This window comes from Streptomyces sp. NBC_01296 (genome assembly GCF_035984415.1).
GTDB lineage: Bacteria > Actinomycetota > Actinomycetes > Streptomycetales > Streptomycetaceae > Streptomyces.
In genome coordinates, this window is record NZ_CP130720.1 from 3,330,143 (window position 1) to 3,342,992 (window position 12,850).

The 12,850-nt window shown below is 72.5% G+C and carries 16 protein-coding genes and 1 pseudogene; 6 read left to right on the forward strand and 11 right to left on the reverse strand.

Features of this window, described 5'->3' with window-relative positions; all coding sequences use genetic code 11:
* Positions 1-11 precede the first annotated feature (11 nt).
* Complete coding sequence (locus OG299_RS14760; protein WP_266625764.1) at positions 12-524, forward strand: hypothetical protein; 513 nt, start codon at positions 12-14, stop codon at positions 522-524.
* Positions 525-551: 27 nt separating this feature from the next.
* On the opposite strand, the gene OG299_RS14765 is transcribed toward OG299_RS14760, so the two are convergent.
* A complete protein-coding gene (locus OG299_RS14765) occupies positions 552-1,340 on the reverse strand; it encodes a hypothetical protein (protein ID WP_327361718.1) in 789 nt (262 codons plus the stop codon).
* Positions 1,341-1,546: 206 nt separating this feature from the next.
* On the opposite strand from OG299_RS14765, the gene OG299_RS14770 reads away from it, so the two are divergent.
* The 3 genes from OG299_RS14770 (at position 1,547) to OG299_RS14780 (ending at position 4,706) form a co-directional block, all read left to right on the forward strand.
* Entirely contained in the window at positions 1,547-2,818 is a 1,272-nt protein-coding gene (locus tag OG299_RS14770; RefSeq protein WP_053784562.1) for a magnesium transporter MgtE N-terminal domain-containing protein, read from the forward strand.
* 133 nt (positions 2,819-2,951) lie between these two features.
* Positions 2,952-3,503, forward strand: a complete 552-nt coding sequence (locus OG299_RS14775) for a DUF1003 domain-containing protein (protein ID WP_266633243.1) — start codon at positions 2,952-2,954, stop codon at positions 3,501-3,503.
* A gap of 42 nt (positions 3,504-3,545) precedes the next feature.
* Entirely contained in the window at positions 3,546-4,706 is a 1,161-nt protein-coding gene (locus OG299_RS14780; RefSeq protein WP_266625769.1) for an Mrp/NBP35 family ATP-binding protein, read from the forward strand.
* Positions 4,707-4,759: 53 nt separating this feature from the next.
* Here OG299_RS14780 and OG299_RS14785 read toward each other — a convergent pair whose 3' ends face one another.
* From OG299_RS14785 to sigE, 5 genes and pseudogenes are all read right to left on the reverse strand, one after another.
* Positions 4,760-5,512, reverse strand: a complete 753-nt coding sequence (locus OG299_RS14785) for a hypothetical protein (RefSeq protein WP_266625771.1) — start codon at positions 5,510-5,512, stop codon at positions 4,760-4,762.
* Between the two features lie 172 nt (positions 5,513-5,684).
* Complete coding sequence (locus OG299_RS14790; RefSeq protein WP_266625773.1) at positions 5,685-6,131, reverse strand: sec-independent translocase; 447 nt, start codon at positions 6,129-6,131, stop codon at positions 5,685-5,687.
* Positions 6,132-6,237: 106 nt separating this feature from the next.
* Positions 6,238-7,554 (reverse strand): S1C family serine protease, encoded by a 1,317-nt coding sequence (locus tag OG299_RS14795; RefSeq protein WP_362634305.1) that lies wholly within the window; start codon positions 7,552-7,554, stop codon positions 6,238-6,240.
* A 300-nt stretch (positions 7,555-7,854) separates the two neighbouring features.
* A pseudogene (locus OG299_RS14800) lies at positions 7,855-8,328 on the reverse strand (zf-HC2 domain-containing protein); the annotation flags it as partial.
* Positions 8,325-9,104 carry an RNA polymerase sigma factor SigE gene (gene sigE / locus OG299_RS14805; protein ID WP_266625777.1) on the reverse strand — a complete coding sequence of 260 codons (780 nt, stop codon included), beginning with the start codon at positions 9,102-9,104 and terminating at the stop codon, positions 8,325-8,327. The pseudogene OG299_RS14800 and the gene sigE, both read right to left, overlap by 4 nt.
* A 216-nt stretch (positions 9,105-9,320) precedes the next feature.
* On the opposite strand from sigE, the gene OG299_RS14810 reads away from it, so the two are divergent.
* A complete protein-coding gene (locus OG299_RS14810) occupies positions 9,321-9,983 on the forward strand; it encodes an O-methyltransferase (RefSeq protein WP_266625779.1) in 663 nt (220 codons plus the stop codon).
* A 28-nt stretch (positions 9,984-10,011) separates the two neighbouring features.
* Here the strand turns inward: OG299_RS14810 and OG299_RS14815 are convergent, their stop codons facing one another.
* From OG299_RS14815 to OG299_RS14825, 3 genes are all read right to left on the reverse strand, one after another.
* Positions 10,012-10,146: a phosphatase PAP2 family protein gene (locus tag OG299_RS14815; protein WP_266625781.1), complete on the reverse strand. Its 135-nt coding sequence runs from the start codon at positions 10,144-10,146 to the stop codon at positions 10,012-10,014.
* Positions 10,128-10,394: a hypothetical protein gene (locus OG299_RS14820; protein WP_327361719.1), complete on the reverse strand. Its 267-nt coding sequence runs from the start codon at positions 10,392-10,394 to the stop codon at positions 10,128-10,130. Before OG299_RS14820 ends, OG299_RS14815 begins: the two co-directional genes overlap by 19 nt.
* 138 nt (positions 10,395-10,532) lie before the next feature.
* Positions 10,533-10,700: a DUF3117 domain-containing protein gene (locus OG299_RS14825; protein WP_003966491.1), complete on the reverse strand. Its 168-nt coding sequence runs from the start codon at positions 10,698-10,700 to the stop codon at positions 10,533-10,535.
* Between the two features lie 333 nt (positions 10,701-11,033).
* Between OG299_RS14825 and OG299_RS14830 the strand changes: the two genes are divergently transcribed.
* Positions 11,034-11,837 (forward strand): 2-cyclohexenylcarbonyl CoA isomerase, encoded by an 804-nt coding sequence (locus OG299_RS14830; protein ID WP_327361720.1) that lies wholly within the window; start codon positions 11,034-11,036, stop codon positions 11,835-11,837.
* A gap of 43 nt (positions 11,838-11,880) precedes the next feature.
* On the opposite strand, the gene OG299_RS14835 is transcribed toward OG299_RS14830, so the two are convergent.
* Both OG299_RS14835 and OG299_RS14840 read right to left on the reverse strand, forming a co-directional pair.
* Positions 11,881-12,456, reverse strand: a complete 576-nt coding sequence (locus OG299_RS14835) for a DNA-3-methyladenine glycosylase I (protein WP_327361721.1) — start codon at positions 12,454-12,456, stop codon at positions 11,881-11,883.
* Entirely contained in the window at positions 12,453-12,800 is a 348-nt protein-coding gene (locus OG299_RS14840) for a DivIVA domain-containing protein (RefSeq protein ID WP_266633247.1), read from the reverse strand. Before OG299_RS14840 ends, OG299_RS14835 begins: the two co-directional genes overlap by 4 nt.
* Between the last annotated feature and the right edge of the window lie 50 nt (positions 12,801-12,850).

Here is a 12,850-nt window from a genome sequence, read left to right on the forward strand (position 1 = left end):
CTCTGGTGCGCATGACTCTCAGCACGCTCGACCTGGCCCTCGTCGAGGAGGCCACCAAGAAGTCCGGCCTGATCTGGGTCCGCGGCTCCGGGGCCGACCGGGCCCTGTGGCACGCCTGGGTGGACGGCGCGGCCCATGTGCTGGGCGACGGTCCCGGTGAGCAGCCGTTCCCGGGTCTCGCGGACGGCGCGGCCGCCGAGGTGACCGTGCGCAGCAAGGACAAGGGCGGCCGGCTGGTGGCCTGGACCGCGACCGTACGGGAGCTCGCGCCCCGCAGCGAGGAGTGGCAGGCCGCGGTCGCCGAGCTCAAGGGGAAGCGGCTGAACGCGCCCGATTCGGAGGCGATGACCGAGCGGTGGGCGCGCGAGTGCCGGCTGCTGCGGCTGGAGCCGCTGACGGCGAGCACCGACCTGCCGGGCGGATCGCTGGCCACGGCCCCGCTGGGCTCGCCCGCGGTCACCCGCCGGCCCATTCCGGCCGGCCTGCCGAAGCTGCTGTTCAAGCGGAAGAAGGCGGCCCGCTAAGGCCGGTCCCCCTTCCCTTTCCTTCTGCTACTTCGTCGGGTTCGAGCCCTGGCCGGAGCCCTTGCTCGGGGCCGGGACGGGCGCCCCGCTCTGCTCCTTGGTCGTCGGCATCTGGGACCCGTAGTCGACGGTCTGGTCCTGCGCGGGCGCCTCCAGCGGGAAGGCCTTGCCCCACTCCACGAGATCGACCCGGCCCGCCCCGCCGGCCCGCTCGAGGCGCAGCGGGTACGGGGTCCCCTCCAGGGAGACCGACAGCTTGCCGCCCTTGCCCTTGTCCGCCGTGACCGGGACCGCGCGGGTGGGCCCGACCTTGGTGTAGTCGCCCTTGGCGAGCTTGCCGTCGAGTCCGAGCAGCCCGTCGAGCAGCACGTGCATGTCGGTGAACCCGCGGAACTGCTTGTACGTGGGGTCGCTCTCGGGCACCTTCACGTACTTGTCGCCGAGCTTGCCGGCCGAGTCGGACTTGCCCCAGAAGGCGGCGCTCGCCTTGAGGTAGAGCTGCTCCCCGACCCGCAGCACCTGGAAGGTGTCCTCCTGCGACTTCACCTCGCCGGAGCCGCCGTCCTTCTTGAGCCGCATGTCGAGCGTGAAGGACTTGCCGCCGCTGACGAGCGTGCCGGACAGGTGGACCGAGTCGGCGGCGCCGGCCGCGGCCTTCGCCTTGCTCTCGATCTGGTCGGCGGAGAGCTTGCCGACCCCGTTGGTGCCCTCGTCGGGGTCCGCCCCGCAGCCCGCGCCGGTGACGGCCAGGCCCGCGAACAGGACACCGACGAAGGCCGCCCGGCGCAGCCGTGCGGCGGGGAGGTAGGCGGTCACGGGCAGGTGCCTCTCGTCGTGCGTCTTCGAGCAGCAGGCAGCGTACCCGCCCGTAGCAACCGTGCCCGGCGGGTGGTCGGTCCTCCCGGCCGACCCGCCTCCCACGGCTGCGCACGGGCGGACCGCCCCACCAGGACGGTCTCCCGCGGCACGGGCTAGCCTGAGGGGCGGCAGGACTGAGGATCGACGCTCTAGGAGGCGCTCGCATGGCTGGTGGCGCCCCGCGGATCTTCGTCTCGCATCTGTCGGGTGTGCCCGTTTTCGACCCCAATGGCGACCAGGTCGGCCGCGTCCGCGACCTCGTCGCGATGCTCCGCGTCGGCGGCCGTCCGCCGCGGCTGCTGGGCCTGGTGGTCGAGGTGGTCAGCCGGCGCCGGATCTTCCTCCCCATGACCCGGGTGACGGGCGTGGAGTCCGGACAGGTCATCACCACCGGCGTCGTCAACATGCGGCGCTTCGAGCAGCGGCCCACCGAGCGGCTGGTCCTCGGTGAACTGCTGGACCGCCGGGTGACGCTGGGCACCACCGGCGAGGAGGTCACCGTCCTCGACGTGGCCATCCAGCAGCTGCCGGCCCGCCGCGACTGGGAGATCGACAAGATCTTCGTACGCAAGGGCAAGGGCGGCGCGCTGCGCCGGCGCGGCGAGACCCTGACCGTGGAGTGGTCGGCGGTGACGGGCTTCTCGCTGGAGGAGGAGGGCCAGGGCGCCGAGAGCCTGGTGGCCACCTTCGAGCAGATGCGCCCGGCCGACGTGGCGAACGTCCTGCACCACCTGACGCCGAAGCGGCGCGCCGAGGTGGCCAACGCCCTCGACGACGACCGCCTCGCGGACGTCATGGAGGAGCTGCCCGAGGACGAGCAGGTCGAGATCCTCGGCAAGCTGAAGGAGGAGCGCGCCGCCGACGTCCTGGAGGCGATGGACCCGGACGACGCGGCGGACCTGCTCTCGGAGCTCCCCGAGGACGACAAGGAGCGGCTGCTGACGCTGATGCAGCCGGACGACGCGGCCGACGTGCGCCGGCTCCTGTCGTACGAGGAGAACACCGCGGGCGGTCTGATGACCACCGAGCCGATCGTGCTGCGCCCGGACGCGACGGTCGCGGACGCGCTGGCCCGGGTACGGCAGGCGGACCTGTCGCCGGCGCTGGCCGCGCAGGTGTACGTGTGCCGGCCGCCGGACGAGACGCCGACGGGCAAGTACCTGGGCACGGTGCACTTCCAGCGGCTGCTGCGGGACCCCCCGTTCACGCTGGTGAGCTCGATCGTGGACGCGGGCCTGCCGCCGCTGCGCCCGGACGCCTCGCTGCCCCAGGTGACGAGCTATCTCGCCGCCTACAACATGGTGGCGGTACCGGTGGTCGACGAGAGCGGTTCGCTGCTGGGTGCGGTGACCGTGGACGACGTACTGGACCATCTGCTGCCGGACGACTGGCGGGAGACGGACTACCACGCCGAGGAGGTGCCCGGTGCCCGGTGAGCGACGGGGTGAGCCGGCCCGCGAACGGCGCCGTGAGCAGATCCGCGTACGGCGGGAGCTGGCGCGCGAGCACGCCCGCGAGTCCGCGCGCGAGCAGGGGCTCACGGGCCGGGAGGAGGAGGTCGCCGAGCGGCTGCGGGCCAGGACGTCCGGTTCCCCGACCGGGTCGACCGCGCTGACCCGGTCGCCGCGGGCGCGGCTGGACCAGCCCCGGGCGGACAGGCGGCGGCTGCTTCCGGTGTACGACCCGGAGGCGTTCGGACGGCTGTCGGAGCGGGTGGCGCGGTTCCTCGGCACGGGCCGGTTCATCGTCTGGATGACCCTGGTCATCATCCTGTGGGTGCTGTGGAACATCTTCGCGCCGGACCACCTGAGGTTCGACGAGTACCCGTTCATCTTCCTGACGCTGATGCTGTCGCTGCAGGCCTCGTACGCCGCCCCGCTGATCCTGCTGGCGCAGAACCGGCAGGACGACCGGGACCGGGTCAACCTGGAGCAGGACCGCAAGCAGAACGAGCGCTCCATCGCCGACACCGAGTACCTGACCCGGGAGATCGCGGCGCTGCGGATGGGCCTGGGCGAGGTCGCGACCCGCGACTGGATCCGGTCGGAGTTCCAGGACCTGATCAAGGAGATGGACGAGCGGCGTCTATTCCCGGCGGAGAGTGACGAAGGCGACCGCTAGCGGCCTTACCTGAGGCAGGCTACCGAGCCGTACCATCGGGTCATGGCTACCGACACAAGCTCCGCCGCCGTGCCCGAGCAGGATGCGATCCTCGACGCGCTGGCGACGGTGAACGACCCCGAGATCCACCGGCCGATCACCGAGCTCGGCATGGTCAAATCGGTGGAGATCGGCGACGGCGGCGAGGTCGCCGTCACGGTCTACCTCACGGTGTCGGGCTGCCCCATGCGCGAGACGATCACCAAGAACGTCACCGAGGCCGTCGAGCGGGTCGCCGGCGTCACATCGGTCGCCGTCACGCTGGACGTGATGAGCGACGAGCAGCGCAAGGAGCTGGCGGCCACGCTGCGCGGCGGCACCGCCGAGCGCGAGGTGCCCTTCGCCAAGCCGGGCTCGCTGACCCGCGTCTACGCGGTCGCGTCCGGCAAGGGCGGCGTCGGCAAGTCGTCGGTGACGGTGAACCTGGCCGCGGCGATGGCCGCGGACGGCCTGAAGGTCGGCGTCGTGGACGCGGACATCTACGGCCACAGCGTGCCGCGCATGCTGGGCGTGGACGGCCGCCCGACCCAGGTCGAGAACATGATCATGCCGCCGTCCGCGCACGGCGTGAAGGTCATCTCCATCGGCATGTTCACCCCGGGCAACGCGCCCGTGGTGTGGCGCGGTCCGATGCTGCACCGGGCCCTCCAGCAGTTCCTGTCGGACGTGTTCTGGGGCGACCTGGACGTACTGCTGCTGGACCTGCCGCCGGGTACGGGCGACATCGCGATCTCCGTGGCCCAGCTGGTGCCGAACGCGGAGATCCTGGTCGTGACCACCCCGCAGCAGGCTGCGGCCGAGGTCGCGGAGCGGGCCGGCTCGATCGCCGTGCAGACCCACCAGAAGATCGTCGGCGTCGTCGAGAACATGTCCGGGCTGCCGTGCCCGCACTGCGACGAGATGGTCGACGTGTTCGGCTCGGGCGGTGGCCAGAAGGTCGCCGACGGCCTCACCAAGACGGTCGGCGCGACGGTCCCGGTGCTCGGCTCCATCCCGATCGACGTACGGCTGCGCGAGGGCGGCGACGAGGGCAAGCCGGTCGTCCTGTCGGACCCGGACTCCCCGGCCGGTGCGGCGCTGCGCTCGATCGCGGGCAAGCTGGGCGGCCGCGCCCGCGGCCTGGCCGGCATGTCCCTGGGCATCACCCCGCGCAACAAGTTCTGACCTGCACGACGCGAAGGGCACCGCCGACCGGCGGTGCCCTTTCCCGTACCCGTCTACTCGTACGCGGCCAGATCGCCGATCACCGAGAAGCCGAGTCCGTACGCGCTCATCCCGCGCCCGTACGCGCCCACGTGCACGCCACCGCGCGTCGATCCGGCGAGCACCCAGCCGAACTCGGACTCGCGGTAGTGGAACGGCGTCGGCTCCCCGTCGACCGGGAGCGAGAGCGTCGACCAGTCCTCGCCGCCGAGGTCGTCGGCGAGCTCCCAGGCGGCTTCGGTCTGCTGGTCGAGCCAGTCGTCGCGCAGGGTGTGGTCCATCTGCCCGGGCCAGCTGTACGCCAGCAGCCCGGAGCCGGCCAGCCAGGCCGCCGAGGAGACCGAGGTGGCCTCCAGGACGCCGGTGCCGTCGCTGCTGCGGCGCAGCGGGTTGCTCGCGACGGTGACGACCACCGCGAAGCGCTCCTTCTCGCCGGTGGCGAGCTCCCCGCGCGCGGAGGGCTCGTCGCCGTGGCCGGTGGAACCGTGCTCGACGGTGCCGTCGGCGCCGGTGCCCACCTGCATGAGCCAGCGGGGGCCGGTGAAGGCCCCGTCCAGCCCGTACCAGGGGAAGTCCGCGGCCAGGAACCCCTCGGCCGTCCGGCGGGCCGTCGGGACGGGCGCCGCGGCCTCCTGGGGGTGCGCGGGGGCGGACTGCGGGGATGCAGCCGCGGGCTCCGCCGGTGCGGCCGGTTCTGCTGGTGCGGCAGCGGGAGCGGGCGCCTCGGCGGGCTGCACCCCTACCCGGCTACTGCTCGTCGTCTCCATCGATGCGGCCTCTCGTTCCGTGGGGTCCGGAACGCGCCCTCCCCCACGTGTCGTCGGGGGGACCCCCACCCTGGGGCGTCCTGGGTCCGGACTCATGGAGGATAGCCACCGGACCCCGGATCACCGGGGAAGGCTCGAATCAGGGGGTGTCTTACCGGCCCCGGGCCACGACCTAGGTGGCGTCGGCGTCGTACGGGGTGCGCTGGTCGACGGCCGGGGCGGCGGGCTTCTTGAGCAGGTCCGGGCCGGTGGCGGCGGGCGCGGCGGAAGTGCCGGCGGCGGCCGGGGCGGGGGCCGTGTCCCTGCTGTTCACGGCGTCGGTGACGTCGTTCAGCTCCTTGCGGAGATCGAAGGTGCTGCGGATCTCCGCAAGATCCTCGTTCTCGGTCAGCTGCTTGCGGATGAACGTCTTCGGGTTCAGGTCCTCGAACTCGAAGTCCTTGAACTCGGGACCGAGTTCCGACCGGATGTCCTGCTTCGCACTGTCGGAGAACGCCCGGATCTTCCGGATGACCCCGGTGACGTCCTGGATCACCTTGGGCAGCTTGTCCGGGCCGAAGACGAGGATGGCCAGCACCACGATCGTGACCAGCTCGAGTGCGCCTATGTCGTTGAACACCTTGCCGCTCCTCGGCTCTCTTCACTTCGGGCCACGACACACGGTACCCGGCCTTGTCGGCGGGCCCATACATCGGTGCGCCATCGGCCTCGGATTCTCCGTATGGTCATGATCCGTTCGCCGAACCGAGGACCAGTTCCAAGGTGCGCTCGCTGCCGTCGCGCAGCACGGTCAGGGTGAGCGGATCGCCCGGGCGGTGGGCCCGGATCTTGATGACGAGCTCGTCGCCGCCGTGTACGCGGACCCCGTCCACCTTGGTGATCACGTCGCCGCCCTGGATCCCGGCGCGGGCGCCGGGGCCGTCTGCGGTGACGGCCGGCTTGCCGCCTTCGCCCTTGGCGGCGACGCGGGCCCCGTCGCCGGTGTACTCCATGTCGAGGGTGACGCCGATGACGGGATGCGTGGCGTGGCCGGTGCGGATGAGCTCCTCGGCGACGCGCTTGCCCTGGTTGACCGGGATGGCGAAGCCGAGCCCGATGCTGCCGCTCTGCTTTTCGGGATCCCCCTTGTCGGCCCCCCGGATCGCGCTGTTGATCCCGATCACGCGGGCCTTGGCGTCGAGGAGCGGGCCGCCGGAGTTGCCGGGGTTGATGGGGGCGTCGGTCTGGAGGGCGTCGACGTAGCTGATGTCGCTGCCGTCGCCCTTGTCGCCGCCTGCGGTGATGGGCCGGCCGGTGGCGCTGATGATGCCGGCGGTGACGGTGTTGGAGAGGTCGAACGGCGCGCCGATGGCCACCACCGGGTCGCCGACCTTCACGTTCTCGGAGTTCCCGAGGGAGAGCGGCTGCAGGCCCCGTACGCCTTCGACCTTGACGACGGCCAGGTCGTAGCCGCTGTCCCGGCCGACCAGTTCGGCGGTGACGCTCTCGCCGGTGCTGAAGGTGACCGTTATGTCCTTGGCGTCGGAAACGACGTGGTTGTTGGTGAGGATGTGGCCCTGCTGGTCGAGGACGAACCCGGTTCCGGTGCCGCTGCCGCCGGAGCCGCGGACGTGCAGGGTCACGACGCCGGGCAGTGCGGTGGCGGCGATGCCGGCCACGCTCTCGGGGGCCCGGCCCTTGCTCTCGACGGCGGCCTGCGGGAGTTCGAGGCGGGTGCTGCTCTGCCGTTCGGCGAGGACGCCGAGCCAGCCGCCGATGCCGCCGGCGAGGAGGGCGGTGCCGAGGCTGAGGGCCACGGCGTGCCGCAGCCGGATGCCGCGCCCGCCCGGCGCCTTCCCCTGATCGGCGACCTGGAGCGGCCGCTCGCCCCACGGGTCGTACCGCGGCCCCGGCACCGTCGCCTGTGGCGCGGGCTCGGCCGCCGGATCGGAGCCTGCGCCCGGCTCGGCCGCGTGGCCGGTCTCCGCCCCGGCCGCTGCCGCCGGGGCGGAAGGGCGGCTCCACCACGAGGGAGCCGTGTCGGACTGCTGCTGGTCGGCCATGGGCGCTCCCCCTGGGGGTCCCCCCGGCGGAGCCTGGGGGAGGGTACCTGTAGCACCGCCGGGCGGCGCATCTGCCGCAGATTCAACCAGGTCCCCCGCCCCCCGGGGGCCACACCCCCGGTTCCCGGGCCCCCGCCGCCCCGGGTGTCAGCGGGTCAGGGAGACCGGGCGGGGTGAGGCGGAGATCGAGGGGTGGACCGGTGGCAGCGGGCCCGTGGGGCGTGGGCCGGCGACGAACCCGGGGCTCGGCGACCGGTCCCGGACCACCGCATCGGCCACCGAGACCGCGGGACCGGGCCGCGTCGCCGGGGCCTCGCCCCGCACGTTCGGCTCGAGGGTGTCGACCGGCAGCGAACCGCCCAGCGCGATCGCGGCCAGCGAGACGGCCCCGGCTGCCACGAACGCGAAGCGGCGGCGCGGACGCCCCACCTCGTGGATGCGGAAGCCCTGCTGCGGTGCGGCCGGGGGCACGTACCCGAAGAGCTCCGCGCCCGGCGGGCTCTGCGGACCCGGCGGACCGGACGGCCCGTCGGGGCCGTCGCCCGGCAGCCCCTGCAACCGGGCCAGGAGCCCGGCCGACAGCGGCGGCGGTGCGCTCTCCACGAACAGGCTCTTCACACGGCGCTGCGCATCGGCCTCGGCCTTGCACTTGGCACACGTGGCCAGATGCGCCAGGACCCGCTCGCGCGCGTCATGACTCAGCTCCCCGTCGACCAGCGCGGCGAGGCGGTCGCCCAGGTGCTGCTCGGCAGGAGACGGACTGACTCCGCTCACTCGGCTCCGCCCTCTCCCCCGGCGCCCGGCGCGCCCACCGCCACTCCCGCCAGCGCCCGCTGCTCGGCACGGGCCTCGGGAGACCGGTGCTTGAGCGCCTTGCGCAGATGCGAACGGCCCCGGTGGATACGGCTGCGGACGGTGCCGAGCTTCACGCCCAGCGTCGCGGCGATCTCCTCGTACGAGAGGCCCTCGATGTCGCAGAGCACCACGGCCGCACGGAACTCGGGCGCAAGGGTGTCCAGCGCCTGCTGCACGTCCGCGTCGAAGTGGGTGTCGTGGAGGACCTGCTGCGGGGACGGCTCACGGCTCGGCAGCCGCTCGGCGGCGTCGTCGCCGAGGGCGTCGAAGCGGATCCGCTGCTTGCGGCGGACCATGTCCAGGAACAGGTTGGTGGTGATCCGGTGCAGCCAGCCCTCGAACGTTCCCGGCGTGTACGTGGACAGCGAGCGGAAGACGCGGACGAAGACCTCCTGCGTCAGGTCCTCGGCGTCGTGCTGGTTGCCCGTCAGACGGTAGGCAAGGCGGTAGACCCGCGCACTGTGCGTGCTGACGATCTCCTCCCATGAAGGAGGGGTCCACGCCTGGGTGCCCGCATCGGCGGCAAAGGTCGCGGTGGTTGCGGTGGCAGCGGTGTGGAAGCGGTCAGCGATGTTGGTCACGGATTTCGGCTCACCCGCCGACCAGAAGAGGCGTCTCAGTACGCCTCCACGATCCACAGGCGCAGCCGCACCTCCCCTATCGGCTCTGGTGGTGTCCAGTGGAGTCCCTACCATAGCCACCCCTCCCGTCAGCTCCGGATAAGTGTTTTTGCAGTAACTTTGCACGTACCTTCGACACGCCGGGCCGTCGTTCTGCCCGGTGCCGTCCCCATCTATCCCGGCTGCGCCCCGCCCTTACGCCCCTTTTGCCTCGCTGGGCCTTTCCGCCGCTGTTTTCTTCAACGCCCGGTCCCATCTGCGGGTTCCCGACGTCAACGGATACAGTCACCGTTGCGCCAACTATGGGGACAGGAGAGGGTCATTACCGGCAACCGGCAGACGAGCTGGGCGTTCGCCGACGCGTTTGTCGCCGAGGACGACGCTCTGCGGTGGGCCCGCGACCGGGCCAGGGAAGCGGGCCTTCGCTCCGTCTCCCCGGGCACCGGGGCCGCGCTGCGCCTGCTCGCCGCCACGGCGGACGCCAAGGCGGTCGCCGAGATCGGCACCGGCACCGGCGTCTCCGGCATCCACCTCCTCCACGGCATGCGCGCCGACGGGGTGCTGACCACCGTGGATCCCGAGGCCGACCGGCAGGCCTTCGCCCGCCAGGCCTTCCGGGCCGCCGGCTTCGCGGGCAACCGCGCCCGGTTCATCCCCGGCCGCGCACTCGACGTACTCCCCCGGCTCGCCGACGGCGGGTACGACCTCGTCTTCTGCGACGGGGACCCGTCCGAGTCCCTCGACTACCTCGCCGAATCGTTGCGCCTGCTGCGCCCCGGCGGGCTGGTGTGCTTCGAGGGGGTCTTCTCCGACGGCCGCACCGTCGACTCGGCGGCGCAGCAGATCGAGGTGATGCGGGTACGGGAGCTGCTGCGCAGCGTCCGGGAGAGCCCGGCCCTGGAGGCGGCCCTGCTCCCGGTGGGCGACGGGCTGCTGTGCGCGGTCCGGCGCTGAGTGCCGGTACGGCTCGGCGGGACCCGGCTCAGCTCAGGAGCAGGAAGGTGAGCGCCGACGTGCCGCCCAGCGCCGTGCCGGCGAGGAGTTGCGCCGGGGTGTGAGCCCGCAGGACCAGCCGGGACCAGGCGACGGCGACGGCGATCAGGGCCGCCGGGAGCACCCGCGGCCCGAAGACGAGCAGCGCCGGACGCCGAAGGTGATGATCCCGACCGGGACCACACCGCAGAACAGGGCGGCGAGCAGGCCCCAGCCGAGACCGGTCCACGACGCACTGCCGTGCCACCCGATGAGCAACAGCAGGGCGACGACCGTGTTCGCCGGCGCCAGTCCGTCGGAGACCACGCGGGCGGCCTTCTGGCGGGGAGTGCAGTCCGCGAAGGGCGGCGGCGCGGGCGGGGAGAAGGTCACGGCCGGCTCCGCGAGGCGCAGGGGATCAGTTCGGGACGAGGTCCCCGGACACGACACAACGCTGCCCCGGCCGCGGGGAGCGGACGGGGCAGCGCAGAGATTACGAGAATGCAGATGGTGCGCGGTGCTGCCGACTGGTTAGCCGACGACCTTCTTCAGGGCGTCACCCAGGGCGTCCGCCTCGTCCGGAGTCAGCTCGACGACAAGCCGACCGCCGCCCTCGAGCGGTACGCGCATGACGATGCCCCGCCCCTCCTTGGTGACCTCGAGCGGGCCGTCGCCCGTCCGCGGCTTCATGGCCGCCATGCTCGTTCCCCTTCCTGAAACCAGCTCATCGTCAGCCGACGGCCCCATTCAGGCGCCTGGAACCCGGCATCGAACACATTGCTTCTTGGCCATTATCCCGCATGTCAGGACCCGATGACCAACATCGGCAGGGAACGCTTGCGCAACGCGCTCGGCCAAAACCACTCATTTCGGGGACGTGCCTGCGATACTTCGCCGCCGCACCCGGCGTTCGCCCTCCGCTTTCTTTGACGCACATCACATGCCCCGGGACGGTCCGGTCCGCCATGCTGGCCCTTGCACCGGCCGGTACCGGCCGGTAGCCAAGCCCGCGACGAAGGGGGACCCCCTGCCATGGCCGACAGCGTGCTCTACGAAGTGACCGACGGACTCGCAAAAATCACGATCAACCGTCCCGACGCCATGAACGCGATGAACACCGAGGCCAAGGTGGCGCTCCGCGACGCGGTCCAGGCGGCGGCCGCGGACACGGCCGTCCGGGCGGTGCTGCTGACCGCGGCCGGCAACCGGGCGTTCTGCGTCGGCCAGGACCTCAAGGAGCACATCGGGAACCTGGCGGCGGACCGCAAGAACGGGTCCACGCTGACCATGAGCACGGTCGCGGACCACTACAACCCGATCGTGCGCGCCCTGACCGAGATGCCCAAGCCGGTGGTGGCGGGCGTCAACGGCGTCGCGGCCGGAGCGGGCTTCGGCTTCGCGCTGGCGGCGGACTTCCGGGTCGTCGCCGACACGGCCTCCTTCAACACCTCCTTCGCGGGGGTGGCGCTCACCGCGGACTCGGGCGTCTCCTGGACCCTCCCCCGCCTGATCGGCGCCTCCCGGGCCTCCGACCTGCTGCTCTTCCCCCGCTCCGTGAAGGCGCAGGAGGCGTACGAGCTCGGCATCGTGAACCGCCTGGTGCCCTCGGACTCCCTGCACGCCGAGGCCGAGGCGGTGGCCCGCACCCTGGCGGCCGGCCCGACGGTGGCCTACGCGGCCCTGAAGGAGTCCCTGGCCTACGGGGCCGACCGCTCGCTGGCGGAGGCCCTGTCCCACGAGGACACCCTGCAGGCCCGCGCGGGTGCCTCCGAGGACCACTCCATCGCCGTCGAGGCCTTCCTCGCCAAGCAGCCGCCGAAGTACCTGGGCCGCTGAGCCCGGCACCCCCGGGTGCCGCCCGCCCCCGCCGCCGCTCGGCTCAGGCGGGGGTACGGGCGGTGCAGGCGGCCAGGTGGTCGTTGACCAGCCCGCAGGCCTGCATCAGGGCGTAGGCCGTCGTGGGGCCGACGAAGCGGATCCCGGCCTTCTTCAGGGCCTTGGACAGGGCCGTGGACTCGGGCGTCACCGCCGGGACCTCGGAGATCGTCGCGGGGGCCGGGCGGCCCGGCTCCGGCGCGTGCGACCAGATCAGCTCGTCCAGCTCGCCCGGCTCCCACCCCGCCAGGACCTTCGCGTTGGCGAGCGTGGCCTCGATCTTGGCCCGGTTGCGGATGATCCCCTCGTCCGCGAGCAGCCGCTGCGCGTCGGCCGCGCCGAACTCCGCGACCTCGGCGATCACGAACCCCGCGAAGGCCTTACGGAAGCCCTCCCGCCGCCGCAGGATCGTCAGCCAGGACAGCCCGGACTGGAAGGCCTCCAGGCACAGCCGCTCGTACAGGGCGTCGTCCCCGTGCACCGCGCGGCCCCACTCCGTGTCGTGGTACGCGAGGTAGTCCTCGGTGGCCAGCGCCCAGGGGCAGCGCAGGCCCCCGTCCGGACCCGCGACGGCCGTCACTGCTCCTCCTTGTGCAGGTCGACCGCGCCGCCCTGCGCCTGCGCGCGGCTGTGCGCGGCCGCAGCCGTCAGCTCCGCGATCCGCGCGTCCCGCTCGGCGAGCTCCGCGGCGAGCCGCTCCAGTACGTCGTCCACCTCGGCCATCCGGTACCCGCGGGGTGCGACCGGAAGCCGCAGCGCGTCGATGTCGGCCCGTACGACCGGGCGGCTCTCCGGCAGCGCGTCGGCCACCCGGTCCGGCTCCGCCTCCGGCAGCACGGCCTCGGAACCACCGCCCACCACGGCCAGGGTGACCGCCGCGACGACCACGACCAGCGCGATCAGCAAGAACCAGAACACGAGCAACTCCCTGAGAGACATCGGGCCACCGGCCACCAGGTTAAGGTCGCAGCGAG

What these genes read in the sequence shown, in the direction of transcription:
- OG299_RS14760 (WP_266625764.1), top strand. Translation starts at nt 12, where the DNA reads ATGACTCTCAGCACGCTCGACCTGGCCCTCGTCGAGGAGGCCACCAAG.
- OG299_RS14770 (WP_053784562.1), top strand. Translation starts at nt 1,547, where the DNA reads ATGGCTGGTGGCGCCCCGCGGATCTTCGTCTCGCATCTGTCGGGTGTG.
- OG299_RS14780 (WP_266625769.1), top strand. Translation starts at nt 3,546, where the DNA reads ATGGCTACCGACACAAGCTCCGCCGCCGTGCCCGAGCAGGATGCGATC.
- OG299_RS14785 (WP_266625771.1), bottom strand. Translation starts at nt 5,512, where the DNA reads ATGGAGACGACGAGCAGTAGCCGGGTAGGGGTGCAGCCCGCCGAGGCG.
- OG299_RS14795 (WP_362634305.1), bottom strand. Translation starts at nt 7,554, where the DNA reads ATGGCCGACCAGCAGCAGTCCGACACGGCTCCCTCGTGGTGGAGCCGC.
- sigE (WP_266625777.1), bottom strand. Translation starts at nt 9,104, where the DNA reads ATGGTAGGGACTCCACTGGACACCACCAGAGCCGATAGGGGAGGTGCG.
- OG299_RS14825 (WP_003966491.1), bottom strand. Translation starts at nt 10,700, where the DNA reads ATGGCGGCCATGAAGCCGCGGACGGGCGACGGCCCGCTCGAGGTCACC.
- OG299_RS14830 (WP_327361720.1), top strand. Translation starts at nt 11,034, where the DNA reads ATGGCCGACAGCGTGCTCTACGAAGTGACCGACGGACTCGCAAAAATC.